The organism is Streptomyces sp. NPDC102451, from assembly GCF_044765485.1.
Classification (GTDB): Bacteria; Actinomycetota; Actinomycetes; order Streptomycetales; family Streptomycetaceae; genus Streptomyces.
Map to the genome: position 1 here is coordinate 66,919 of NZ_JBIWKD010000002.1, position 24,648 is coordinate 91,566.

Sequence of the window (24,648 nt, forward strand, 5' to 3'; positions counted from 1 at the left end):
CGCTGGACCACCGGCGAACTGGCCAGGGTGAAGGCGGAGCTGGCGCTGGCCACCGGGCGGGACGGCTCCGCGCGGCAGCCGGACGCCGTCGCCGTGGTCTCCGCCGCCTGCCGCTTCCCCGGAGGCATCCGCTCACCCGAGGACCTCTGGAGGACCGTGGCGGACGGCACCGACACCATCGGCCCGCCGCCCGGCGACCGCGGCTGGCCGGAAGCGGCGGCCACATTCGCGGCGGCCGGAGGTTTCCTCGACGACGCCGCCGGTTTCGACGCCGCGTTCTTCGGCATCGGCCCCAAGGAGGCCGCGGCGATGGACCCCCAGCACCGGCAGCTCCTGGAGACAGCCTGGGAGGCCCTGGAACGCGCCGGCATCGTCCCCGCGACACTGCGCGGCAGCGCGACCGGTGTCTTCGCGGGCGTCATCTACCAGGACTACGCGCCGCCGGCCCACGAAACACCCCCCGGTTACGAGGGGTACCTCATGACCGGCAACGCGTCGAGCATCGCCTCCGGGCGGCTCGCCTACACCCTCGGTCTCGAAGGTCCCGCGCTGACCGTGGACACCGCCTGCTCCTCGTCACTGGTCGCGCTGCACCTGGCCGCCGACGCGCTGCGCAGTGGCCGGTGCGACCTCGCCCTGGCCGGCGGGGTAACCGTGATGGCCACACCCCGCGTGTTCACCGACTTCGCGGTGCAGGGCGGACTGGCCGCCGACGGCCGGTGCAAGGCCTTCGCGAAGGGGGCGGACGGAACCGGCTTCGGCGAGGGCGCCGGACTCCTGGTCCTGGAACGCCTGGCCGACGCCGAACGGCTGGGCCACCCGGTGCTGGCGCTGCTCGCCGGGTCGGCCGTCAACTCCGACGGCGCCAGCAACGGCCTGACGGCGCCGAGCGGGTCCGCCCAGGAGAAGGTGATCGGGGCGGCCCTGCGCGACGCCGGGCTGTCCCCTGCCGACGTGGACCTGGTCGAGGCCCATGGCACCGGCACCGGCCTGGGCGACCCGATCGAGGCCGGTGCGGTGATCGGCGCCTATGGCGCGGACGGACGTCCGGCGCCGCTCCTGCTCGGTTCGGTCAAGTCGAACCTCGGGCACACCCAGGCGGCCGCCGGCGTGGCAGGGGTGATCAAGGTGATCGAGGCGCTGCGGCACCAGGTGCTGCCCGCGACCCTGCACGCCGACGAGCCCTCCCCGCTGGTGGACTGGCCTGAGGACCGGGTGGAGATCGCCACGGCCTCCCGCCCCTGGCCGTCCAGGGACGGGAAGCCGCGTCGCGGCGCGGTGTCGTCCTTCGGTATCAGCGGCACCAACGCCCACCTGCTCGTCGAGGAGTACGTCCCGGACCCGGCCGCAACGGCGGACGCGGAAGCGGGGAGCGCCGGATCCGGAACGGCCCGGGCGGCCGGTGACCCGGACTCCGGAACGCCCGGACCGGACGTCCGCGCCTCGGACCGGGAAGCGGGGTCGCGGCCCTCGTCCACCACCGGCCGCGAGGCACCCGCCGTGCTCTGGCCGGTCTCCGGGCGTTCCCCGCAGGCGGCGCGGGAGCAGGCGGCCCGGCTGGCCGCACTGCTGCGCCGGGAGCCGGACACCGACCTGGTGGCAGTGGCCAGAACCCTCGCAGGCGGCCGCACCGCGTTCCGGCACCGGGCCGTGGCGGTCGGCACCGACACCGCGGAGCTGCTCCGCGAACTGGACGCGCTCTCCGGTCCCTCTTCGACGCTCGCCGAGGCCCGTCCGGCCCCGGTCACCGTCTTCGTCTTCAGCGGCCAGGGCACCCAGCGCCCCGGCATGGGCGCCGGGCTCCTGCGGCACTTCCCGGTCTACGCGGACGCTTTCGAGGAGGCATGCTCCGCCCTGGACCGGGCCCGCTCCGAGGCGCGCGCCGAGCACGCCCCGCCGCTGTCCGGCCTCGTCCTCGCCGCATCCAGGACCCCGGAGTCGGAGCTGCTGGAGCGCACCGAGTTCACCCAGCCCGCGCTGTTCGCCACCCAGCTCGCCCTGACCCGTCTCGCCGAGTCCTTCGGTCTGCGGCCGTCCGCCGTGCTCGGCCATTCCGTCGGCGAGCTGACCGCCGCCCATGTCGCCGGAGTCCTGGACCTCGAGGACGCCGCACGGCTCGTGGTGGCACGCGGCCGGGCCATGCAGGCCACCCCGCCCGGTGCCATGGTGTCGCTGCGGGTCCCCGAGGCCGACGTACGCGAGTCGCTGGCACCGTACGGCGATCTGCTGGCCGTGGCCGCCGTCAACGGTCCCCGCTCGACGGTGGTGTCCGGCGATCCCGCAGCGGTCCGCGCGCTCGCCGCCGCCTGGCGTGCCGAAGGGGCCCGGGTCAAACCGCTGCGGACCGCCCATGCCTTCCACTCGCCGCACATGGACGGTGCCCTGCCGGCGATCGACCGAGCCGCCGCGGCGCTGACCGTTGCCCGGCCGACGGTGCCGCTGATCTCCGATCTGACCGGCGGGCCGGTGGGCCGCGCCGCGCTGGCCGCGCCCGGTTACTGGTCCTCGCAGGTCAGGGGGACGGTGCGGTTCCGCGACGGGGTGGCTGCCCTTCGGGAGCTGGGGGCCGACGTGTTCATCGAGATCGGCCCCGACACCACGGTCACCGCGATGACCGCGGACTGCCTCGGCGGGGATCCGGCGCGTCCCGCCGTGCTGCCCCTGATCCGCCGCCCGGCCGCGGAGGCCCGCTCGGTGCTGCAGGCCGTCGGCCAGGCCCATGCCCAGGGGGCCGACGTGGACTGGGACGCCGTGCTGGGCCGAGGACCGGCCGCGCACCCCCGCGACGTGCCCGTCTACCCCTTCCAGCACACCTCCTACTGGCTGCCCAGGACCTGGTCCGGAACCGCCGGCCGGGAGCCCGCGCCGGCCGGCCCGCCGGAGCCCGGGGAAGCGGTGCCGCCGGCCGCGTCGGAGCCGCACGACCGGTACCGGACGGTACTCGGGCACATCCTGGACACCGTGGACGAGGCGCTGGGCCATCCGCCGGGCACGGTGGAGGCCGATGCCGATCTGACCGAGGCCGGCATCACCTCCTTCGGGTCCCTCGAGATCGCCACGCGGCTCTCCGCCCGCACCGGGATCGAGGTGCGCGCCACCGTCGTGTTCGAGCACCGCACCGCCAGGGAACTCGCCCGTCACGTCGACCGGTTGCTCGCCGGCCGAGTGCCGGAGGCCGTCCGATGACCACGCCCGACGGCGGCGCGCTCGCCGCACTTCGCCTGCTTCACCGCGAGGGCACTCTCGCGTCACGGTTCGACGAGGTGGCCGCGTTGCTCTCCGCCCTCGGCCCTGACGACCTGGCGGTGGCCTCGCGGCTACTGGCCCGCACCGACCTGAGCGAGGCGGCGGGGCACCATCCGGCGCTGCCGGCGGTGAGTGTCGCGCTCACCGGTAACGGGACACTCGACGCCCTGCGCACCGCGCTCGTCGGGGAACTCGCCCGCCACGGCTATCTGCCGGAGGTCCGGCTCACCGACTTCGGCTCCTACGTCTTCGAACTCGGCGACCCGGACTCCTCGCTGTACTCCCGCGCCGCCGACTTCACGGTGTGCGTCCTCGACCACGCCACGGTGTTCGACGAGGTACCCGTTCCCTTCACCGTCGACGACGTCGCCCGGGTGCTCGGCGAGAAGACGTCGCTCTGGCGGCAGCTGGCCGAGGGCTTCGCGGCACGCGGACGAGGCACGCTGGTCCTCAACACCGTGCCGCTGCCCCGCACCCAGCAGGTCCAGCTCCTCGACCACACCGCACGCGCCCGCCTCGGTGTGCTCTGGCGCACCGCCAACAGCGAGCTGCTCGCCCTCGGCGCCGAGGGCGGCCCGGCCGTCACGGTCGACATCGATCCGCTGCTCACCGGCGACGCCGTGCTCACCGAGCCGAGGTTCGAGGTCTACGCCGGTGCCCACCTCTCGGACGCGCTGCTCGCGGGCTACGCACGGGAACTGGCGCACCTGGTCCGGGCGAGGACAGGGCGTGCCAAGAAGGTGCTGGCACTCGACCTCGACGGCACCCTGTGGGGCGGGGTCCTCGGGGACGACGGGGTCGAGGGCATCGAGGTCGCACACGGGCGGCAGGGTGCGGCTTTCCACGCCTTCCAGGGCGTGGTCAGGCAGCTCCAGTCGCAGGGGGTCCTGCTGGCGGCGGTGACGAAGAACGACCGCGCCACGGTCCTGGAGGCACTGCGCGAACACCCCGATCTGCGTGTGCGCGAGGAGCACTTCGTGGCCGTACACGCCGACTGGCAGCCCAAGCCCGGACATTTGCGGTCCCTGGCCGAGGCACTGAACCTGGGGGAGGACTCCCTCGTCTTCGTCGACGACAACCCCGGTGAGTGCGCGGCGGTGAGTGCGGGACTCCCTGACGTCACGGTCGTCCCGGTCGACGAGGAACCGGCGCACCACGTCGAACGGCTGCTGGCCGACGGGTGGTTCACCAGCACCGGGGTCACCCAGGAGGACCGGGTGCGCACCCGTCTCTACCAGGAGGAGTCCGCGCGCTCGGGCTTCCTGGGGGCGGCGGGCTCGGCGCAGGAGTTCCTCGACGCCCTCGGCGTCCGGCTCGAACTGGCCCCCGTGACCCCTGCGCAGGTGCCGCGGGTGGCCCAGCTGACCCAGCGCACCAATCAGTTCAACCTCACCACCGAGCGGCTGACCGCGGACGAGGTGCGTGCCAGATCGGACGACCCGGGGCGGTCGGTCGTGGTGCTGTCCGCCGCCGACCGGTTCGGCTCCAACGGCGTCGTGGGGGCGCTGTTCCTGAGGGCGGACAAGGGGGACGGGCCGGGGGGCCCGGTGCTGGAGATCGAGAACCTCCTGCTGAGCTGCCGGGTGTTCGCCCGGGGTATCGAGCAGGCATCCCTGTCCGCGGTACTCGGTCTGGCCCGGCGGGCCGGCTTCGCGGAGGCGCGCGGTACCTACGTCCCCACACCCAAGAACGCGAAGGTCGCCGATCTCTATCCGCACTACGGATTCGTCCCGCACGGGCCGCGGGGGAGCACGGGCGCGGACCGGTACGCACTGAGCCTCGCCGGGGAGGTGACGCTGCCCGGAGTGCCCGGACACCTGGCGCTCGAGGCGGCCGACGGCCTCGTGCCGGACGGGCCGTGACGCATTGACAAGGCGAGGGCTCCTCGCCTTAACTGACCGCGACAATAAAGTGAGGTTGCCTCAGGATTGGATCGGGGCGGCACGGGCCGCCGTACGGCCCCACTGACACGAGGAGAGGGCCTTGACCCAGGAAATCGCGATCTCCGTGCACGACACGGCGCCGGTCTGGCGGGGTGACCGGGCAGGCGACGCGCTGCGCCGCAGCATCGAACTGGCCAAGGCCGTGGAGGACTTCGGCTACCGGCGCTACTGGGTGGCCGAGCACCACAGCACGCCCGCCCTCGCCACGTCCAGCCCGGCCGTGCTCGCCGGACCGATCCTGGCGTCCACGCGGTCGCTGCGGGTCGGATCCGGCGCCGTCCTGCTGCCCAACCACTCCGCGTTCGCCGTGGCGGAGCAGTTCGGTGTGCTGGCCTCGCTCTACCCCGACCGCGTCGACCTGGGCCTCGGCCGGGCGACCGGCGGCTCACCGGCCTCCGCCGCCCGGCTCGGCGATCCCCGCCGCTCCGACTTCGACCAGCAACTCGCCGAACTGCGCGGCTTCTTCGGCGGAGGGCACGAAGGCGTGCGGGCCGTCCCCGAACCGGAGATCCCGCCCGCGCTCTGGCTGGTCGGATCCAGCGTCGGCAGTGCCGTGTACGCAGCACGGCACGGACTTCCCTACGTCTACGCGCACGCCATCGTCGGAGGCGGGGCGCCCCAGGCGCTGAACGCCTATCGCCAGGCCTTCCGGCCCAGCGAACGGCAGCAACAGCCGCACGCCGCCGTCGCGGTGATAGCGGTCGTGTCCGAGAGCGACGAACGCGCCGCACGCCTCGCGGAGTCCTTCGTGTACGGACAGATCCTGATGCGGACCGTCGACCCGGACTCCGTACTGCCGACCGAGGAGGAGACGGCCGCCCACCGCTTCACGGCCCAGGAGGAGAACTTCCTGCGCTCCAGGATCGATCCGCAGTTCGTCGGGTCGCCGGACCGCGTCGCACCGCGGCTCACCGCGTTCATCGAGGAGGCCCGGCCCGACGAACTGTTCGTACTGACGCAGGTTCCCGACCACGAGGCCCGGGTCCGCTCCTACGAGCACCTCGCGAAGATCGTCGCCTCGGTCTGACGGGGCGGGTCCCCGGCACCGCGCCGACCGCGGTGCGCAGACGCTTTCAGAGCGGGTTTAGAACGGCCGTGCACTGTGACGGCCGAACGTCACTGCGAAGCGAATGCGATGAGGACCAGGATGGACTCCGGTACAGGATTGAGAACGAGCAGGCCCGCCGCCTTCGTGTCAGGGGCCACAGCCGTGCTGATGACGCTGCTGGCAGCCTGTTCGTCCGGAGGGGACGGCGGCACCGCCGCCGGCAGCACGCCGAAGGAGGGCGGCACCCTGCGGCTGGCCATCGAGAAGGAACCGGAGTGCCTGGACCCGCACCAGAGCCCGACCGGGGCGGCCCGGCTGCTGGCCCGTCCCCTGGTGGACTCCCTGGTGCACCAGGACGCCAAGGGCGCCTTCCAGCCCTGGCTGGCCAGCCGCTGGACCGTCTCGGCCGACCGGCTCACCTACACCTTCGAGCTCCGGGACGACGTCCGCTTCACCGACGGCACCGCCTTCGACGCGGCGGCCGTCGTCGCCAACCTCGAACACGTCGCCGACCCCGCCACCAAGTCGCTGCTCGCCTCCAGCCTCATCTCGGCGTACGACTCCTCGCGCGCCGTCGGTCCGCACACCGTCGCGGTCAAGCTGAAGAAGCCCGACTCCGGCTTCCTCGGAGCGCTCGCCCTGCCCAATCTGGGGATCGAGGCGCCCGCCACGCTCAAGGGCTCCCCGGCCTCGCTCTGCCAGAAGATCATCGGGACCGGACCGTTCCGCAGCGACACCGGTCTCGTCGCCCAGAAGGGCATCGACTACACCAGGAACGCCGACTACGCCTGGGCGCCCAAGGGCGCGGCCCACGAGGGCAAGGCATACCTCGACGGCATCCAGGTCAAGGTCGTCCCCGACAACGCCTCCCGGTTCGGCGCGCTCAGCAGCTCGCAGGTCGACGCCGTGACCGCGCTGTCCCCCACCAGCCTCCGCCAGCTCAGGTCCACCGAGGGGTTCGAACTGCACAAGGCGCAGTTCCCCGGCATCAACTACAGCTACTGGCCGAACACCGAGAGCGGTCCGCTCGCCGACGTCAGGGTCCGCAAGGCGCTGCGCGCGGGCATCGACTGGCAGCAGATCGTCAAGCGTGTCTACTTCGGTGAGTACGACGCGGCGACCGGCGCCCTCTCCTCCCGCACCCCCGGATACGACGCCGCACTCGCCCCCTCCTACAAGCACGACCCCGCGGCCGCGGCCGCACTGCTCGACGAGGCGGGCTGGCAGACCCGGGACGCCGAGGGCTACCGGACCAAGGACGGGAAACGCCTGAAGGTCCGTCACCTGTGGTCCGACCCGTCCGTCTCCAACCTCGCCGTGCAGATCCAGGCCGCGGCGAAGGAACTGGGGGTGGAGACGGTCGAGGAGAACGTCGACGGCGGCACCTTCGTCAAGAGGCTGCTCGCCGGCGACTACGAACTCATCGACACCAGCTTCTCCGCACCCGGCCCCGACGTACTGCGCGTCCTGTTCGGCAAGGACAACATTCCCACCCCGGAACGCGGCATCAGCAACAACATGGCCCGCTACGACAACCCGGAAGTGGAGCGGCAGTTCGAGGCGGCCCAGCGGGCGGAGAACCAGAAGGAGCAGTTCGAGATCTACGGCGACGTGCAGCGGCGGATCACCGAGGACGCCGCCGTCCTGCCCGTCTACTCACCGCTCTCCACCCTCGCGGCCCGCTCAGCGGTCCGCGGCACGGCCTTCAACGCGGACGGTTCGGCCGACCTGTACGGCATATGGCTGGCGTCCTGAGCGCCGGGCGGGCCCGGCCCGGTGCGACCGCACCGGGCCGGGCCCGCCCGGGCCGACTGCTGCGGCTCGTCCTGGTACGCCTCGCCGGCTCGGCCGGAGTGCTGTGGGGCGCGGTCACCGCCACCTTCTTCCTCGTCCAGCTCATGCCGGGCAGCACCGCCGACGTGCTGCTCGCGCGCTCCACCGTCACACCGCAGATCCGCGCGGAGATCATCGCCCAGTACCGCCTCGACGACCCGCTGATCGCACAGTACGGCGCCTACCTCGGCCGGATCGTGCGCGGTGACCTCGGCGAGTCCTACGTGCTGCGCCTCCCCGTGCGGGACGCCATCGGCGCGCAACTCCCCGACACCCTGCTGCTGATCCTGTGCACCCTGCTGGTGACCGCAGTGGTGGCCGTCGTCCTCGCGGTCATCAGCGCGAACCGCCGCACCTGGGTCCAGACGCTGTTCGCCGCCGCCGAATCTCTGGTGGTGGCCCTGCCCCCGTTCTGGCTCGGCCTGCTCCTGCTGACCGTCTTCTCCTTCACCCTCCACTGGTTCCCCACCGTCGGCGCGGACGGTGCGGCGGGTCTCGTCCTGCCCACCGTGGCCCTGGCCGCCGCACCCACCGCCGTGGTCTCCCAGGTACTGCGCGAAGGACTGCTCAGAGCGCTGGAGGAACCCTTCGTGACCACCGCGCGCGCCCGGGGCGTCGGTGAAATCGGCCTGCGACTGCGCCATGTCCTGCGGCACGGGCTCCTGCCCGCGACCACGCTGCTCGGCTGGATCGCCGGATCACTGATCGGCGGGGCCGTCATCATCGAGATCGTCTTCTCCCGCCAGGGCGTCGGCCGGCTGGTGCTGTCCGCCGTGGAGAACAAGGACATGCCCGTGGTGATCGCCGTCGTGCTGCTCGCCGCGGCCGTGTTCGTCGTCGTCAACATCCTGGTGGACCTGCTGCAGTGGCTGATCGATCCACGGACCCGGGACACCGGGAGGACGTCATGAGACACCGTCCGTACGGCCTCTGGGCCGGAACCGCGGTGCTCGTCGTCCTCGCGGTCATGGTCCTCGCCCCAGGTCTCTTCACCGACGCCGACCCCAACGCCGCCGACGTGGAGGCGATCCTGCAGGCCCCCGGCGGCTCCCACTGGCTCGGCACCGACCAGAACGGCCGCGATCTGTACGCCAGGATCGTGTACGGAGCCGGGCCCTCCCTGGCGATCGGCGCCGGGGCGACGGCGGCGGCCCTGGTCGCGGGCACCCTGCTCGGAATCGCGGCGGCCCAGTCCGGCCGCGTCGTCGACCAGGTGCTCAGCCGGCTCCTCGACGTGGTGCTCTCGGTGCCCGGCCTGCTGCTGGTCTTCCTCGTGGTGGCGGTACTGGGCCCCGGCAGCAGCACCGCCACCGTCGGACTCGCCGTGGTCTCCCTGCCCGGCTTCGCCCGGATGGCCCGCGCCGAGGTGATCGGGCTGCGGGGCCGCCCCTACGTCGAGGCCGCGCACGGCTTCGGCTGGTCCCGTCCGCAGGTCATCGCCCGCCACGTGCTGCCCAACGCACTGGGGCCGGTGCTCGCCCTGGCCACCGTCTCGCTCGGATCGATGATCGTGGCCGGGTCCAGCCTCAGCTTCGTCGGTCTCGGCCCCCGGCCGCCGACCGCCGAGTGGGGCGCGATGCTCGCCGGGAGCCGCGAGTTCCTCGCGTTCGCCTGGTGGCCGGCCGCCTTCCCGGGCGCCGCCATCACCATCGCCGTGCTCGCCGTCACCGCCGTCGGCCAGCATCTCCAGCGCAGCGCCGACCGGAGGCAGCGATGACCCGTGTTTCCCCCCGCCCCGACGACACCCGGACCGTCCCCGCCGGCGAACCTCTCGTCCGTGTCGAAGGGCTCACCGTGTCCTTCGGCACCGGCGGCCACCGCACCCGGCCGGTACACGACGTCTCCTTCACCGTCCCGCGCGGCCGCATCGTCGCGATCGTCGGCGAGTCGGGCTCGGGCAAGAGCGTCACCGCGCGCAGTCTGGTCGGTCTCGCGGGCGAGGGCGCCGAAGTGACCGCCACCGCCCTGCGCTTCGACGGCCTCGACCTGAGCCGTCTACGGCCGAACGGCTGGCGGGCCCTGCGCGGACGGCGCATCGGACTCGTCCTCCAGGACGCCCTGGGCTCCCTCGACCCGCTGCGCCGCATCGGTGACGAGGTGGCCGAACCCCTGCGCGAGCACCGCACGGTGCCCCCCGCGCAGCGCGACGCCGAAGTGCTCCGGCTGCTCGCCGAATGCGGCGTACCCGAACCGGCCGTCCGCGCCGGACAGTACGCCCACCAGCTGTCCGGCGGGCTGCGCCAGCGTGCCCTCATCGCCTCCGCTCTCGCAGCGGGGCCCGATCTGCTGATCGCGGACGAACCGACGACCGCCCTCGACGCGACCGTGCAGCGCCAGGTGCTGGAACTCCTGCGGGAACGCGCCACGGCGGGCACCGGAGTCCTGCTCATCAGCCACGACCTCGGAGCGGTGGCCGAGTTCGCCGACGACATCCATGTGATGCGCGACGGACGCTTCGTCGAGCAGGGCCCCGCCGCACAGGTCCTGGAGAACCCCACCCATCCGTACACCAAGACCCTGGTCGCGGCCGTTCCCGGAGGCGGCGGGCGCACGGGCGCACCCGGCGAGGACGCCCGCACGGTCCTGCGGGCCGACCGGCTGACGAAGCGCTACCGGCTGTCAGGGCGTGCCGTCCTCACCGCGGTGGACGACGTCTCCCTCACCGTCCGGGCCGGCGAGACCCTGGGCATCGTCGGGGAGTCGGGCTCGGGCAAGACCACCGTGGGACGGATGCTCATGGGGCTCGTGGCGCCCGACGAGGGACGGGTGGAGGTTGACGGACTCGACTGGGCGGGCCTGCGCGGATCCGCGCGCCGCGCGGCCAGGCGCCGTATTCAGATGGTCTACCAGCACCCGCTCGGATCGTTCGATCCACGCCACACGGCACGGCAGTTGCTGGAAGAGCCCCTGCGGGCGGTCCGCGTCCCCCGCGAGGAACGCGAAGAACGCGTCGCCACGCTCCTGGGCCATGTGGGCCTCTCCGCGGAGGTGCTCACGCGCCGCGCCCGCGATCTCTCCGGCGGCCAGCGCCAGCGGCTGGCCATCGCCCGCGCGCTCGCGCCCGACCCCGACGTCATCATCTGCGACGAACCCGTCTCCGCCCTGGACGCCGCCGTCCAGGCCCAGGTGCTCGACGTCCTGGTCGAGGTGCAGGAGCGGCTCGACGTCGCCTACGTGTTCATCTCGCACGACCTCGGGGTCATCCGCCGGCTCAGCCACCGGGTCCTGGTCATGAAGGACGGCCTCCTGCTGGAGTCCGGCAGCGCCGAGCAGATCTTCGAAGCCCCTCAACACCCCTACACCCGGACGCTCCTGAGCGCCGTGTCCAGGGTCCGTGCGACCCGGGCGACCGGCCGTTCATAAGCCCTTCTGAAGCGCGGCTTAACCGGCCTTGCCGGTTTTTCCGCCTCTCCCTAACGTCGACCCGACGCGTCGAATTCACTCCCTTTCGTTTTCCACGACGAACGAAGGACGGAAAGCAATGACCGCAGCGCCGCCGTATCCGCAGAAACGCACCTGCCCCTATCAGCCGCCCGCCGGATACCAGGAGATAGGCGAGCAGGGGCCCGTCCTCAAGGTCACGCTCTTCGACGGCCGGGAAGCGTGGATGGTCACCGGGTACAAGGAATCCCGGGAAATCCTCACCCATCCGAACCTCTCGTCCCTGCGCACGCACCCGGGATTCCCCATCGTGGCCCCGAGGTTCCGCTCGCAGATCGCCCGCAGCCTCGCACTGATCGCCATGGACCCGCCCGTCCACGACACCTACCGGCGCTACCTCAACCCGCACTTCAGTCTCAAGCAGGTGCGCGCCATGCGCCCCGAACTGGAGAAGCTGGTCGCCGGATACGTGGACACGATCATCGACCACGGGCCGCCCGCCGACCTCGTGCCGCTGCTGGCCGTGCCGCTGCCCTCGCTGGTCATCTGCCGCCACCTCGGAGTCCCGTACGAGGACCACGACTTCTTCCAGGACGCCAGCGGCAAGGTCATGCTGGGGACCGAGGAGGAGTCGGCGACCGCGGCCCAGGAACTCGTCGACTACATCGACGCCCTGGTCACCGAGCAGATCAAGACCCCGTCCGACGGGCTGCTCGGACGGCTCGTCCGGGAACGGGTCGTCCCCGGCGACCTCGGCCACGACGAGCTGGTCTCCATCGCCCTGGTGCTCCTCATCGCCGCCCACGAGACCACATCGTCCTCGCTGGCACTCGGCGTCATCACCCTGCTCGAACACCCCGAGCAGCTGGCCCTGCTCCAGCAGGACCCGGAGCGGCTGCCGGGTGCCGTGGAGGAACTCCTGCGCTACATCGCCACCACCGATCTGGTCGCCACCCGCATCGCCAAGGGCGACATCGAGATCGCCGGACACCTGATCCGTGAGGGGGAGGGGGTCCTGGTCTCCGGGACGCTCGCCAACCGCGACCGGGACATGCACCACGACCCCGACACGTTCGACATCCTGCGCGAGGACACCCACCACGTGACCTTCGGTTTCGGGATCCACCAGTGCCTCGGCCAGAACCTCGCCCGGCTCGAACTGGAGATCGCCTTCAAGGAGCTCTTCTCCCGTCTCCCGGGCCTGCGCCTGGCCACCCCGGTGGACGACTTGCCCATCCTCGGCGCCGGCACCGTCCAGCGGGTGCTGTCCCTGCCGGTGGAGTGGTGACCCCGCCGTGCACATCAGCGCCGACCGGGAGTCCTGCATAAGCGGCGGTCGCTGCATGGCCACCACCTCGGAGGTGTTCGACCAGGACGACGAGGGCCTGGTCGTGGTCCGCACCCCCGTACCCGCCCCCGATCAGGAGGAACGCGCCCGCAAGGCCGCGTACCTGTGCCCGGCCGGGGTCATCCGCATCACCGACGACCCCTCACAGGGCTGATCCAGGAGCACACCACCCATGTCGAGTCCCTCCGGCAGATCCGTCCGGCTGCCGTCCCTGACGGGAATGCGGTTCTTCGCCGCCTTCCTCGTGTTCCTCTGCCACTCGTTCGTCCTCGGTTACTTCGACCGCGCCACCGAATCGGCCCTGCGGCCGTACGCGTTCGCGATCGGCTGGCTGGGAGTGGAGTTCTTCTTCGTCCTGAGCGGCTTCGTGCTGACCTGGTCGGCGCGCGAAGGCGACACCCCGAGGCGCTTCTGGCGCCGCCGCCTGGCGAAGGTCTTCCCGAACCACATCGTGACCTGGGTGGCGGCGGTGCTGCTGGCCTTCGGAGCGGGCTGGGCGGTGGACCTGCCCAAGGCCCTGCCGAGCCTGCTGCTCGTACACACCTGGTACCCCGCGCTCGAAGTGATCGTCTCCGTCAACGTGGTGACCTGGTCCCTCGCCTGCGACCTCTTCTTCTACCTGATGTTCCCGCTGCTCCACACGCTGGTCCGGAAGATCCCGGTCCGCCGGCTGTGGTGGTGGGCGGCGGGGGTCGCCGTCACCGTGATGGTGCTGCCGGCCATCGCGTACGCGGGGCTGCCCGGCACCCCACCGCTCCCCGGTCAGGACATGTCCCTGACCCAGAACTGGTTCCTGGTCTCGTTCCCGCCGGTCAGGCTCCTCGACTTCCTGCTCGGCGTCATCATGGCCCGCATCGTGCTGACCGGACGCTGGATCCGGTTCGGACCGCTGCCCGCGGTCGCGCTGCTGGCGGCCGGCTTCCTGCTCCAGGTGTCGCGCTTCCCCGGTGTCTACAGCCTTACCGCACTCATCGTGGTGCCGATCGCGCTGCTGATACCCGCGGTGGCGACCGCCGACGTCCGGGGCGGTTTCACCCCGTTCCGCAGCAGGGCACTCCAGTGGCTCGGCACGGTCTCCTACGCCTCGTACCTCGCCCACTACCTGGTCCTCGCCCACGCCCACACCGTGCTGGGCACCGGACGCACCTGGGGCGCCGTCTCCGCCACGGGGATCCTCGCCGCACTCTTCGCCCTGACCACGCTCGTCTCCTGGGCGCTCCTGCGTCTCGTCGAGGAGCCCGCGATGCGCCGCTGGGGCGGCGGCGGGGAAAGCCCCGCACGGAAACCCTCGCTGGAGAACGCGTGACGGCACCCGCACACGAATGTCCCCGCCACCCGCCCGGATTCCGTCCGAGAGAAGGAAGTGATCGCACTGTTGTCCTACCCACGGGACAGAACCTGTCCCTATCAGCCCTCCCCGGAATACCAGGAACTCGGTGAGGACGGGCCGCTGCACCGTGTCTCCCTCTGGGACGGAAAATCCATCTGGATGGTGACGGGCCACGCCCAAGGGAGATCCCTGCTGGCCGATCCCAGAATGTCGGCCGACCGTTCCAGGGACGATTTCCCGGTGGTGCTTCCCCGCTTCGAGGCACCCATATTCAAGCCGCTCGCCCTCATCGGGTACGACCCGCCGGTGCACGACGTCCACCGGCGCATGCTGGCACCGGCGTTCAGCCTCAAGCATGTGCGTGACATGCGTCCGGCGGTCGAGGCCCTCACCTCGGACCTGATCGACCGCATGCTGAGCACCGGCCCGCCGGCCGACCTGGTGGCGGACTTCGCGCTGCCCATCCCCTCCATGGTGATCTCGAACCTCCTCGGAGTGCCCTACGAGGACCACGAGTTCTTCGAGGAGAAGACCGTGGGTCTGCTGCAGGCCAAGGACGCGGCCGGCGCCGAGGCGGCCGGACAGGCACTGTGGGACTACCTCGACGAACTCATCACCGCGCAGGAACAGGGCCCCGGAGAAGCCGGGGTGATCAGTGCGCTGGCGGGTCGGATCGACGGCCGGGACCTGACGCGCGAGGACCTGCTGCGGATCGCGCTGGCCCTGCTCATCGGCGGCCATGACACCACGTCGCAGATGATCGCCCTGGGTGTGGTCACCCTCCTCGAACACCCCGAGCAGCAGGCCGCCTTCACCCATGGGTCGGAGATACTTCCTCCGGCTGTCGACGAGTTGCTGCGCATGGTCTCGGTCACCGACGTGTCCGGCGTGCGGGTCGCCACCGAGGACATCGAGATCGGCGGGCAGGTCATCCGGGCGGGAGAGGGCGTGCTGGTGTCCTCCTCGATGACCAACCGAGATCCGTCGGTCTACCCGGATCCGTACACCTTCGACGTGCACAGGACCGGGCGCGGCGGTGCCGTCTCCGGGCGCCAGCACCTCACGTTCGGCTACGGAATCCATCAGTGCCTGGGCCAGAACCTCGCCCGGATGGAACTGGAGGTCGCCTTCTCCGCGCTCTTCACCCGCATCCCGGATCTCCGGCTGGCCGTCCCGGCGGACCAGTTGTCTGCGCGCAGCGGCGGCACGATGCAGGGCGTGCACGCGCTGCCGGTGGAGTGGTGAGCGGGGTGCGGGGGGCGACGGGAGCCGGGGCGGCGGTCCCGGCGCCGGACGGGCCGTCGGAGCGGCGGCCGATCCTGGTGAGCGCGGACCGTTCACGGTGCATGGCGGCGGGGCACTGCGCGGTCACGGCGCCCGGGGTCTTCGACCACGCGGAGGACGGCCTGGTCGTCGTGGCCGGACCGGAGCAGAGCGAGGAGGAACGCGAGGTGCTGGAACTGGCGGTGGAGCTCTGTCCGTCCCGCGCGCTCTCCCTGTCACCCGGAGCGGCGCCGTCCGCGCAGGGGGCGGCCGGCCGCCCCTGAGCCCGGGGTGAGCCGGAACGCGACGGCCCGGGGTCCTACCCGCCACTCCGGCGGGTAAGACCCCGGGCCGTCGTCCGTGCACCGGTCAGCGGTCCAGATAGCTCATGCTCTGCGCGTTCCAGCGCTCACCGTGGACCCGGTCCGCGGGGACCGCGCCGGCGATCTCGTCGAGCTGTCGCGGCGTCAGGGTGACGTGGACGGCGGCGGCGTTCTCCGCCAGTCTGGCCGGGCTCCTGGTGCCTGGGATGGGGAAGACGTCGGGTCCCTGATGGTGCAGCCAGGCCAGTGCGGCCGTGCCCGCCGTCAGCCCGAGACCCTCGGCGACCTCCGTCAGTCGCTCGGCCAGCGGCAGGTTGGCGGCCAGGTTCTCCGGTTCGAACCTGGGCAGGCCGAACCGCCGGAAGTCGGCCTCCCCGAACTGCTCCGCCGACCTGATCCGGCCCGTCAGGAAGCCGCGTCCGAGAGGGGCGTACGGGACGACGGTGATGCCCAGCTCCCGGCAGACGCCCACCGTCTCGCGTTCGATGTCCCGCGACCACAGCGACCACTCGGTCTGCAGGGCCGCCACCGGGGCCACGGCGTGTGCCCTCCTGATGGTGGCGGGCGCGGCCTCGCTCAGCCCGTATCCACGGATCCTGCCCGCGGCCACCAGCTCGCCCAGCGCCCCCGCGGTCTCCTCGACGGGGACCTCGGAGCTGATCCGGGTGAGGGTGAACAGGTCGATGTGGTCCACTCCGAGCCGCCGCAGCGAAGCCTCGCAGGCCTGCCCGACGTAGGCGGCGTCCGCCCGGATGCCGGTGCCGACGCCCGGACCCGGGCGCACCACGCCGAATTTGGTGGAGATCACCGCCTCGTCCCTGCGCCCCTTCACCGCGCGGCCGACGAGTTCCTCGTTCGCCCCATGGCCGTATACATCGGCGGTGTCGAGCAGGGTCACACCGAGATCGAGCGCCTCCCGGACGGTCCGGACGGCCTCGGCGGGATCCACCGGCCCGTAGAACTCCGACATGCCGAGGCAGCCGAGACCCTGCCGCCCCGCTTCGAGGGGGCCGAGCGGCGCGGTGGGCACCGGAGCGGGGCCGGCCGTCCGGCCCCTGGTGGTGGCAGCGGGGGTGCTGGGCATGGCCGGTACCGTCACTTCCGGTAGAGCACGATGGCGGATTCGTACGTCGTGTGCGATTCCTTGACCAGGGGCCTGAACTGCCGGTAGCCGATGGCGCCCCGCAGGGGGCCGGCGACGACGACGGCGGGGAAGGACGCGAACTCGCCCGCGGTGAGGCGGGCGTCGTCGACCAGGCCGCCGGCGCGGATCACGTGTCCGTCGTCCAGGGTGATCTCCTCACCGAAGTAGGCGATGAAGTGCTCGTCGCCCGGATTGCGGTAGAGCATCCGGCCGGCGCCCTTGGTGCGTCCGATCCGGCTTCCCTCCGCGTCGAATATCTCCAGTTCGACGGTGGCGAAGTCCTTCTCGGTGGGCGAGGTGCCGGTGGGGTCCGGGTTGTTGGACGTGTAGGACACCACCTTCTCCGTCAGGTCGCGCAGGACCAGGGAGCGGTTCGGCCGCTTGAGCGCGCCGACCCGGTCGGAGACGGTGCGGGGTGGCGCCGCGAGCAGCGGCAGCAGCCGCGAGCGGACCGCGTCGGACAGCGGTGACAGCCGGTCGGACAGAACTTGCAACACCACGATGTGCCCTCCTGGAGCGCGGGATGCGCCGGACTGTGCCGGGCGCTGCGGGCACGCTAGGAGGGACCTCTCAACCGGTTCTAAAGACAGGCCGCCCGCGGCGGGGGCCCTGCCGGCGGTCAGCCGGTCCCGGGGCGGGTCACGATGCCTTCCAGGATCATCTGGACGAAACGGGGACTGCCGTCGCGGTCGGCCAGGGCGTTCTCCCGCACCCAGGCGGCCCCGCTCAGCAGGTCGAACAGTTCATCGGCGGTGAGGTCCTCACGGACCTGCCCGGTGTCCTGGGCCGCCCGGAGCAGATGTGCCCCGCTGCTGTGCATGGCGCTGCACGCGGCGTGCGAGGGGGTGCCCTCGTCGTACATGCTCCGGGTCAGGATGCCGACCAGGCCCCGGAACGTGCTGAAGTGCCGTACCGCCCGCCGCATCCACTCGGACAGGGCCGCCAGCGGGTCCTTGGTGCCGGCCAGGGCCTCGGCCCGGCTGATGAGCTCCGCCAGTCCTTCCCTGGTGGCGGCCTCGACCAGCGAAGCCCTGGTGGGGAAGTGCCGGTACAGCGTGCCGATCGCGACCCCCGCCTGTCCGGCGATGTCCTCGAGCGAGGCGTCCGCGCCCTGGGACTCGAATGCCTTCCGGGCCGCGGAGAGGATCGCGTCGTAGTTGCGGGCACCGTCGGCCCGCTTGGGCCGCCGGGCGATGTACGGCTGGGCATCTGACACGGGTACCGCCTCCACTTGACTACCTGAGGGTGCCTCAGGTTAACTGCGTCCCACTTAACCTGAGGCCAACTCACTATAGCTCGGGCCGCTGAACGTGGAGGGACATCCATGACCACCGACACCGTCTCCGACGGCGTTCCCGCACCCCAGACGCCGTCCAGGCCCTGGGCTCTCGCCCTGACGGCGATCGTCGGAGCGGAATTCATGCTCCAGCTCGACGGCACGATCGTGAACGTCGCCCTGCCCACGCTCCAGGACGACCTCGGGGTCTCCGTCACCAGCGGCTCCTGGGTCCCCAACGCCTTCCTGCTGGCTTTCGGGGGGCTGTTGCTGTTCGCCGGACGTCTCGGTGACGTACTCGGCCACCGGAAGGTCTTCCTGGGCGGGATCGCCCTGGTGGTGGTCGCCTCCCTGATCGCCGGGCTCGCCCCCAACCTGGAGGTCCTGCTCGTCGGCCGCGTGCTCCAGGGGGCGGGTGCGGCGATCGCCGGACCGACCGGACTGGCCCTGCTGGCCGTCGTCTTCGAGGGGGAACGGCGTCAGCGCGCCTTCGGCCTCTACTCCACGGTGACCGGGCTCGGAGCCTCCGCGGGCATGGTCCTCGGCGGCGTCCTGACCTGGGCCGGGGACTGGCGATGGAGCCTGCTGGTCAACGTCCCGGTCGGTCTGGTCATCATCCTCATCGGTCTCCGCACCCTGGGGCTGAAGGACGACAGCACGCAGGCCCGCTCGCTCGGACTGCCCAGCGCCCTGCTGGTCACCCTGGCCGTCACCGCCGGCGTCTACGGACTCGTGCACGCCGCCGAGAAGGGCTGGGGCGACGGCACGACACTCGGTGCGCTGGGCGCATCGGTGGTCCTGTGGGCGGTCCTGCTCGTGGCCGACCGGCGCACCGCCGAGCCCCTGCTGCCGGGCAAGATCTTCGCCGACCGGACGCGGGCCGGAGCCTTCGTGGACCTGCTGCTCCTCGCGGCGGTCCTCACCAGCTTCCTGATCTACCTGGTGCAGTACCTCCAGAACGTCCTCGGATTCAACGCGCTGGAGAGCGGGCTCGCGATCCTGCCCTTCGGTGCCGCCCTGCTGCTGTCCACGCAGGTACTCACGAAGTTCATCGCCACCGTCGACCTCAGGATCCGGGCGATCGGCGGCCTCGTCGTCGTGCTCGCCGGGGTCGGCTGGCTGACCCTGCTGGACGGTGACAGCTCCTACGCGGCCGGAGTGCTGCCGCAGATCGTGCTGATCGGCCTCGGGGTCGGTGTGGCGATCATCCCGTTCAACATGGTCATCCTCACCACCGCGCCGCCGGAGCACGCCGGTATCACCGCGGGTGTCCTGCAGACCGCGCTCACCATCGGCGGATCCGTCGGACTCGCCGTGCTCCTCATTCCCTTCACCGACGGAGCAGGAGCCGCCGACACCATCTCCCAGGTCTTCGTCTGGGCGTCGCTGATCACCGCGCTCGCCATCCTGACGGCAGTCGTCTTCTGGTTCGGCCCCGGCACGAAGAAGGCGTCCCCGGCAGCCGCGGAGCAGGGCGGGAGGCCGGACCGGAACTCGCCGGTGGACCGTTCGCGGTTCCACCGGCGTACCGGCGCCACCGGGTGGCCGCCGCGACCACGGGCCGGCCGGCTTGCCGACCGTGAAGCTTCTGTTACAGAAAGGAACCTCTCCCGCGGGCTCTCCTATGCTGCTGCGGACCGCGGCTCTCCGTGAGCCCTGTGCCCCGACCGGGCCATGCCGAAGAACGCGGAAGGGGGCGCAGAAATGGCCGTGACCGTCAGTGCCGGACCCGACGACCGCAACACCGTCCGCCGGGAAGAGTTCGCAGGACTGGCCCGCCTCGTCACGGAGGCGAGCCGGCACCGGGACGCTGCAGTCGAGCTGACCGGGGACCCGGGCGCCGGCAAGACCAGGCTGCTCACGCTGCTGGCCCGCGAGGCCCGGGAGGAGGGCGTCCTCGTACTGCGCGGACTGAGCGTGGAGGCGGAACAGAGCGCCCCGTTCCGCCCGTTCATCGAAGCGCTCGGCTCACTGCGCAGCGCGGACGGTGCCGCGCTGCCTCAGGCCGCCGGACTCGTCCGGGCCCTCGCCGCGCCACCCGACGACCCGGGCTCCGAGGTCGACGGCGGTGGCGGACTCACCCGTCAGTGCCAGTACTTCGCCGAGATACGGCGGCTCATCACCGCCTGCGTCGCCGAGGCCCCGCACGGACTGCTGCTGCTCCTCGACGACTTCCACTGGGCCGACGACTGCTCCGTGCGGCTCGTGGAGATGCTGTTGCGCTGGCCCGTGGGAGGCGGACTCGCCGTCGTGGTCGCCCACCGGCCGAGGCAGGCGCCCGTCGCCCTGCGCGTCGCGTTCCAGCACGGCGTCGAACTGGGCAGCGTGGAACAGATCGCGCTGCCCGCGCTGACCCGGTGCCAGAGCGCCGAACTGCTCGGTGTGCGGGCCGATGCCCCCGGTCTGGAGCAACTGCACGAGGAGAGCGCGGGCAACCCGCTGTACCTGACCGAACTCGCGGCGAACGGCGCACTTCCGCCGAACGGCGCGGTGACCGGGGAGGGTTGGGGCGCCGCTCCGGCGGGCCGCGCCGAACTGGCGACCAGACTTCTCGCCGAGTCCGCCCTGCTCAGCCGTCCCGAACACCTCGCCGCCCACGCGTCAGCCGTCCTCGGAGCCACCTTCGACGTGGACTCGGTCGCCGCCGTCGCCGGGACCAGCAGGGACGAAGCGTGCCGCATGCTGAGCAGCCTCTGCGGGCGTGACCTGGTCAGGACCGATCCCGGGGCCGGCGGGCTGACGTTCCGGCACCCGCTGGTACGCCGTTTCCTCTACTCGCAGTCGGACAGCTGCTGGCGCACCGGCGCGCACCGCCGCGCGCTGCACCACCTGCGCACCCTCGGCGCGGCTCCCACGGAACTCGCCCCGCACATCGTGAACTCCGGGAACCTGGGCGTGGCCGCCGACGCCGCCGATCTCTTCGCGGCAGTGCGCTCCGCACTCGCCCTCGAGGGCACGGAGCAGGCGGCGAACTGGCTGAGCTGTGCCCTCGGCCTGCTGCGCGCCCACGGTCAGGCCACGGGCACGCCGGACGGCCGTAACGGTGACCGCCCCCACGGCCATGAACTCTGGCTCCAGGTCGTCCGCGCGGTCGCCGCCGACGGTGACGCCGAACGTGCCAGGACGCTGTCCCGTGAGATCCTCGCGGCCCTCGCCATCGCGCCCGGCGCGAACAGCGCCCGCACCGCCGGAGACCTGGCCGTCGTCCAGGGTGCGCTCGGTCACGCCGACGAGGGGCAGGCGCTGATCGCGGCCGCGATGGACGGACCGTGCGGCGAGGAGCCGGCCCAACTGGTATCACTACGCTGCCAGTCACAGCTCGTTCGGATGCTCGCCGGCCCACTGCCCAACCGTGCGGACATCGACGCGCTGTCCCGATTCACCTCGCACGCCGACCCGGTCACCGCAGCGGGGATCCGGGCCCTCCAGGCGCTCTCCGCCGTCTTCGCCGGTGACCTGGGCACCGCCGAGGACCGCCTCGACGCGGCAGCCGAGCTGTTCGACGCCCTCGACCCCGACGAGCCGGCGGCCGGCCGCTGCGCCGCCTACCTCACCGTCCTGATCTGCGCGGAGTCCGCGATGGGCTGGTACGGGCCCGCGCAGGCGCACGGCAGCAGGGCGCTGGCCGAGGCCAGACTGCGTGGTGAGGTCCATCTGCTGCCCATCCTGCTCAGCGTGCTGGCCTACACGGCCCATCAGGCGGGGCGCACGGCCGAGGGGCTCGACCACGCGCAGCAGGCGGTGCGGGTCGCGCGGACGGCCGGGCGCCATGACCTGGTGGCCTTTTCGGAGGCCGTGAGTGCGGCTGCCTGGACCTCGCTCGGCCGGGCGGCGCCCGAGGGGCCGAGGGAGCCGTCCGCGGTGAACGGACTGCCGCGTGCCACCGCGGCCGTGCTGCTCCTCTCCGAAGTGGAACTCGCAGCGGGCGACGGTGAAGCGGTGCTGTCCCTGCTGCTGCCCGAAGGGGCCCACCGGATCCCGCAGCCCACCGCCGTGTACGCCGCCCGGGTGTACGAACTCCTCGCCGCGGCAGCGGTGATGACCGGGGGTGACACGGAGCTGTGGGCGAGCAGGGCGGAGGAGGCGGCGAGTGCGGTCAACCTCGTCGAACAGCACGGACACGCGCTGCTGGCCAGGGGGCACGCGCTGCGGGCCCGCTGCCTTCCCGACGAGGCGACGCGACTGTACGAGCAGGCGCACGCGCTGCTGGGTGAGACGGCCGTCGGACTGCGGGCCGGGGAGCTGGCCAGGGCCGGAGCGCGGGGCCGGGCCGGACGGGACGCAGAGGTCCTGGACGAACTCACCCTGCGGGAGAGGGAAGTGGCGGATCTGGCGGGCCGGGGCCTGAAGACCCGGGACATCGCGGGGCGGCTGCTGGTCAGTCCCCGGACCGTCGACGCCCACCTCACCCGGATCTACAGCAAGCTCGGCGTCAACACCAGGGCCGCGCTGGTGCGGCTGCTGGCCGACGTGGGCTGACGCGGGCGATCCGCAGGCGCGGACCGGCGGATCACCCGCGCGCCCGGCCGTCTCACCCGTGACTTCCCGGTGTGCCGGGAGCGGCACGTACGAAGTGCTTCCGTACGTGCCGCCCCCCGGCGGGCGCGGACCTGCGGCTCAGCCGGCTGCGGACAGCTCCAGCAGCCGGTCCGACGAGAGGATCGCCTGGTGCAGCCGCCGCAGTGAACGGTGCGGCTCCAGCCCGAGCTCGGACCTGAGGACCCGGCGCGCCGAACGGTAGACCTGGAGGGCCTCCGCCTGGCGCTCCGACCGGTACAGCACCAGCATCAGCTGCCGGTAGAAGGACTCCCGCAAGGGGTACTGCTCAGTCAGCGAATGCAGCAGTCCGATGACCTCCCGGTGCCGCCCCAGCGCGGTCCTCGCCTCGACGGAGAGCTCCAGGCACTCCAGCCGCTCCTCCTCCACCCAGGCGGCGAAGGAGGAGAGCATCGGCCCTTCGGCGAGGCCGTCCAGCACCGGACCGCGCACGAAGGACAGCGCCAGCTCGAAGGACTCCAGGGCCGCCTCATGACGCCCGGACTCCTGATGGGCCCGGCCCTCGCGCACGGCGGCCGTGAAGTCGTCGGTGTCGTACCCGGCACCGTTCCTGCGCAGCACGTACCCGGCCGGTTTCGTCTCGATGACCTGCTGCTCCCCGGCCCCGGCCTCGGCGAGGAACTTCCGCAGCTGGGATATGTAGACGTGGACGGCGGCCATCGCCCGCCGCGGAGGACGGCCGCCCCACAGCTCGGTGAAGAGCTGCTCCTTGGTGACCACCTGTCCGCTACCGAGCAGCAGGGCGGCCAGAGTCAGCTCCCGCTTCGCTGCGGAAAGGGAGAAACACTCCTGTGCGTGACGTACGCGAAGGGGCCCCAGCAGTTCGTAGCGCATCGATACCTCGTTCAGTTGAGGAACGGGTGTGTGATCAGATGCCACTGTCGCCCGGCTGTACTGTCCGTACATCGGGGAAAGTACGTAGGTAGTGCGGACTTGGCCGAAAACCGCTGATCTGCTGCTCAGAGGCCCCCCTCGGCGTGTTCCCGAGGTCATCCCGCCGGCGGCGCCCGGTGCCCGGCCGGGTCTCCGCCGGCCGGTGCGCACGCGTTTCCACCGGGGCCGGCGGAACTACCAGGCCGTGATGTCAGCGTGCATGCTTCTTCGCCCGGAGCCGTCTGCTCCGCCGGCTGAAGCCCCGGGTGCGGGCGGCACTGGACGAACGGGACCGCGGGGCGCTGGAGCGGCTGCCCGTCCGGCCGGCCCTCCATCGAACCGGCCGGGCCGGGGGCGTACGGGTGCGGCACCGCGCAGCATCCGGCGGCCCGGGGCCGGGGAGCGGGGGTGTCGGAGCGGCCTGGAAGACTGCCGGCCATGACGTCGATGGAACATGGTGTGCGGGAGTCGTGGGGCCGCATCGAGGACTGGCTGAGGGTGCACGCCCGAACGGCCCCCGTCAGGCCGGCGGCGGATGCGGGACGCCTCGACGCGGCCGCGGCGGAGGCGGCGGTGCCGTCGCTGCCTGCCGAAGTGCGGGAATGGTGGGCCCTGGCCGGCGTGAGCGCCGACTTCTGGATACCGGGCCCGTTCGCTCCGGTGGCGCTCGAGGAAGCCCTGGAGACAAGGGAGATCTGGCTGCTCGTCGCGGAGGAGGAAGAGCCCCCGGCCGATGGGAACGGGGATGACCAACCCCGGATTCTGCCGGAGTTCATGCCGATCGCGATGAGCCCTGGCGGTGACGGGCTGATCGTCGAACTCCGAGCCGGTGAGCACCACGGCGCGATCTTCTTGTGGGATCACGAGCGATGGGGGCTCGGGGTTCCGTTGTGGGACTCCGTGGGATCGATGCTCCAGGACATCGCCGTCGCTCTCGAATCCCGGACACCGGTCCTGCTTCGGCACGCTGCTCTCGGCGGTGCCGAGGCGGTCCGCATCGGCAGACGTTCCTCATGCCCAGCTTGAAGCCATCACCGCTCGATTCGGCCGGGTCTGCCGCACGAACGGGTGACATCTGAACTG

18 protein-coding genes and 1 pseudogene are annotated in these 24,648 nt (G+C 72.0%); 15 read left to right on the forward strand and 4 right to left on the reverse strand.

The genetic code is table 11. From position 1 onward, the window contains the following. Positions 1 to 48 precede the first annotated feature (48 nt). The 12 genes and pseudogenes from ACIRD8_RS03925 to ACIRD8_RS03980 all read left to right on the forward strand — a co-directional run. Positions 49 to 3,186: pseudogene (locus ACIRD8_RS03925) on the forward strand (type I polyketide synthase); the annotation flags it as partial. After that, a complete protein-coding gene (locus ACIRD8_RS03930) occupies positions 3,183 to 5,108 on the forward strand; it encodes an HAD-IIIC family phosphatase (RefSeq protein ID WP_403985700.1) in 1,926 nt (641 codons plus the stop codon). The pseudogene ACIRD8_RS03925 and the gene ACIRD8_RS03930, both read left to right, overlap by 4 nt. A 121-nt stretch (positions 5,109 to 5,229) precedes the next feature. Further along, a complete protein-coding gene (locus ACIRD8_RS03935) occupies positions 5,230 to 6,216 on the forward strand; it encodes an LLM class flavin-dependent oxidoreductase (protein WP_403985702.1) in 987 nt (328 codons plus the stop codon). A gap of 189 nt (positions 6,217 to 6,405) precedes the next feature. Continuing rightward, complete coding sequence (locus ACIRD8_RS03940) at positions 6,406 to 7,992, forward strand: ABC transporter substrate-binding protein (RefSeq protein ID WP_403985704.1); 1,587 nt, start codon at positions 6,406 to 6,408, stop codon at positions 7,990 to 7,992. Beyond that, entirely contained in the window at positions 7,977 to 8,981 is a 1,005-nt protein-coding gene (locus tag ACIRD8_RS03945) for an ABC transporter permease (RefSeq protein WP_403985706.1), read from the forward strand. Before ACIRD8_RS03940 ends, ACIRD8_RS03945 begins: the two co-directional genes overlap by 16 nt. Then, the gene (locus tag ACIRD8_RS03950; protein ID WP_403985707.1) at positions 8,978 to 9,787 is read left to right on the forward strand and encodes an ABC transporter permease; all 810 of its coding nucleotides are present in this window, start codon (positions 8,978 to 8,980) and stop codon (positions 9,785 to 9,787) included. The genes ACIRD8_RS03945 and ACIRD8_RS03950 overlap by 4 nt, the downstream gene beginning before the upstream one ends. Beyond that, complete coding sequence (locus tag ACIRD8_RS03955; protein WP_403985709.1) at positions 9,784 to 11,433, forward strand: dipeptide ABC transporter ATP-binding protein; 1,650 nt, start codon at positions 9,784 to 9,786, stop codon at positions 11,431 to 11,433. The genes ACIRD8_RS03950 and ACIRD8_RS03955 overlap by 4 nt, the downstream gene beginning before the upstream one ends. A 118-nt stretch (positions 11,434 to 11,551) precedes the next feature. Further along, entirely contained in the window at positions 11,552 to 12,739 is a 1,188-nt protein-coding gene (locus tag ACIRD8_RS03960; protein WP_403985711.1) for a cytochrome P450, read from the forward strand. 7 nt (positions 12,740 to 12,746) lie between these two features. Beyond that, positions 12,747 to 12,953, forward strand: coding sequence for a ferredoxin (locus ACIRD8_RS03965; protein ID WP_403985713.1), 207 nt, complete (start codon positions 12,747 to 12,749; stop codon positions 12,951 to 12,953). 18 nt (positions 12,954 to 12,971) lie between these two features. Then, the gene (locus tag ACIRD8_RS03970; RefSeq protein WP_403985714.1) at positions 12,972 to 14,105 is read left to right on the forward strand and encodes an acyltransferase family protein; all 1,134 of its coding nucleotides are present in this window, start codon (positions 12,972 to 12,974) and stop codon (positions 14,103 to 14,105) included. A 66-nt stretch (positions 14,106 to 14,171) separates the two neighbouring features. Further along, positions 14,172 to 15,374 (forward strand): cytochrome P450, encoded by a 1,203-nt coding sequence (locus tag ACIRD8_RS03975; RefSeq protein WP_403987231.1) that lies wholly within the window; start codon positions 14,172 to 14,174, stop codon positions 15,372 to 15,374. Then, positions 15,371 to 15,676 carry a ferredoxin gene (locus ACIRD8_RS03980; protein ID WP_403985716.1) on the forward strand — a complete coding sequence of 102 codons (306 nt, stop codon included), beginning with the start codon at positions 15,371 to 15,373 and terminating at the stop codon, positions 15,674 to 15,676. Before ACIRD8_RS03975 ends, ACIRD8_RS03980 begins: the two co-directional genes overlap by 4 nt. An 85-nt stretch (positions 15,677 to 15,761) precedes the next feature. Here the strand turns inward: ACIRD8_RS03980 and ACIRD8_RS03985 are convergent, their stop codons facing one another. The 3 genes from ACIRD8_RS03985 to ACIRD8_RS03995 all read right to left on the reverse strand — a co-directional run bounded on the left by ACIRD8_RS03985 (position 15,762) and on the right by ACIRD8_RS03995 (position 18,075). Next, entirely contained in the window at positions 15,762 to 16,799 is a 1,038-nt protein-coding gene (locus tag ACIRD8_RS03985; protein ID WP_403985718.1) for an aldo/keto reductase, read from the reverse strand. Between the two features lie 11 nt (positions 16,800 to 16,810). Next, positions 16,811 to 17,359 carry a hypothetical protein gene (locus ACIRD8_RS03990; protein WP_403985720.1) on the reverse strand — a complete coding sequence of 183 codons (549 nt, stop codon included), beginning with the start codon at positions 17,357 to 17,359 and terminating at the stop codon, positions 16,811 to 16,813. 119 nt (positions 17,360 to 17,478) lie between these two features. After that, positions 17,479 to 18,075 carry a TetR/AcrR family transcriptional regulator gene (locus ACIRD8_RS03995; RefSeq protein ID WP_403985722.1) on the reverse strand — a complete coding sequence of 199 codons (597 nt, stop codon included), beginning with the start codon at positions 18,073 to 18,075 and terminating at the stop codon, positions 17,479 to 17,481. A gap of 108 nt (positions 18,076 to 18,183) precedes the next feature. Here ACIRD8_RS03995 and ACIRD8_RS04000 point away from each other — a divergent pair, with 108 nt between their 5' ends. Together ACIRD8_RS04000 and ACIRD8_RS04005 are read left to right on the forward strand one after the other, a co-directional pair. Next, positions 18,184 to 19,788, forward strand: coding sequence for an MFS transporter (locus ACIRD8_RS04000; RefSeq protein ID WP_403985723.1), 1,605 nt, complete (start codon positions 18,184 to 18,186; stop codon positions 19,786 to 19,788). Between the two features lie 51 nt (positions 19,789 to 19,839). Then, positions 19,840 to 22,614 carry an ATP-binding protein gene (locus tag ACIRD8_RS04005; RefSeq protein WP_403985724.1) on the forward strand — a complete coding sequence of 925 codons (2,775 nt, stop codon included), beginning with the start codon at positions 19,840 to 19,842 and terminating at the stop codon, positions 22,612 to 22,614. Positions 22,615 to 22,752: 138 nt separating this feature from the next. Here the strand turns inward: ACIRD8_RS04005 and ACIRD8_RS04010 are convergent, their stop codons facing one another. Next, complete coding sequence (locus ACIRD8_RS04010) at positions 22,753 to 23,526, reverse strand: BTAD domain-containing putative transcriptional regulator (RefSeq protein WP_403985726.1); 774 nt, start codon at positions 23,524 to 23,526, stop codon at positions 22,753 to 22,755. A 477-nt stretch (positions 23,527 to 24,003) separates the two neighbouring features. On the opposite strand from ACIRD8_RS04010, the gene ACIRD8_RS04015 reads away from it, so the two are divergent. After that, positions 24,004 to 24,591, forward strand: coding sequence for an SMI1/KNR4 family protein (locus ACIRD8_RS04015; protein ID WP_403985728.1), 588 nt, complete (start codon positions 24,004 to 24,006; stop codon positions 24,589 to 24,591). Positions 24,592 to 24,648: the final 57 nt, after the last annotated feature.

Excerpts from the sequence above, each read along its gene's own strand:
- ACIRD8_RS03930 (WP_403985700.1), top strand. The coding sequence starts at position 3,183 with ATGACCACGCCCGACGGCGGCGCGCTCGCCGCACTTCGCCTGCTTCAC.
- ACIRD8_RS03940 (WP_403985704.1), top strand. The coding sequence starts at position 6,406 with ATGACGCTGCTGGCAGCCTGTTCGTCCGGAGGGGACGGCGGCACCGCC.
- ACIRD8_RS03945 (WP_403985706.1), top strand. The coding sequence starts at position 7,977 with ATGGCTGGCGTCCTGAGCGCCGGGCGGGCCCGGCCCGGTGCGACCGCA.
- ACIRD8_RS03950 (WP_403985707.1), top strand. The coding sequence starts at position 8,978 with ATGAGACACCGTCCGTACGGCCTCTGGGCCGGAACCGCGGTGCTCGTC.
- ACIRD8_RS03955 (WP_403985709.1), top strand. The coding sequence starts at position 9,784 with ATGACCCGTGTTTCCCCCCGCCCCGACGACACCCGGACCGTCCCCGCC.
- ACIRD8_RS03960 (WP_403985711.1), top strand. The coding sequence starts at position 11,552 with ATGACCGCAGCGCCGCCGTATCCGCAGAAACGCACCTGCCCCTATCAG.
- ACIRD8_RS03970 (WP_403985714.1), top strand. The coding sequence starts at position 12,972 with ATGTCGAGTCCCTCCGGCAGATCCGTCCGGCTGCCGTCCCTGACGGGA.
- ACIRD8_RS03985 (WP_403985718.1), bottom strand. The coding sequence starts at position 16,799 with ATGCCCAGCACCCCCGCTGCCACCACCAGGGGCCGGACGGCCGGCCCC.
- ACIRD8_RS04000 (WP_403985723.1), top strand. The coding sequence starts at position 18,184 with ATGACCACCGACACCGTCTCCGACGGCGTTCCCGCACCCCAGACGCCG.
- ACIRD8_RS04005 (WP_403985724.1), top strand. The coding sequence starts at position 19,840 with ATGGCCGTGACCGTCAGTGCCGGACCCGACGACCGCAACACCGTCCGC.
- ACIRD8_RS04010 (WP_403985726.1), bottom strand. The coding sequence starts at position 23,526 with ATGCGCTACGAACTGCTGGGGCCCCTTCGCGTACGTCACGCACAGGAG.
- ACIRD8_RS04015 (WP_403985728.1), top strand. The coding sequence starts at position 24,004 with ATGACGTCGATGGAACATGGTGTGCGGGAGTCGTGGGGCCGCATCGAG.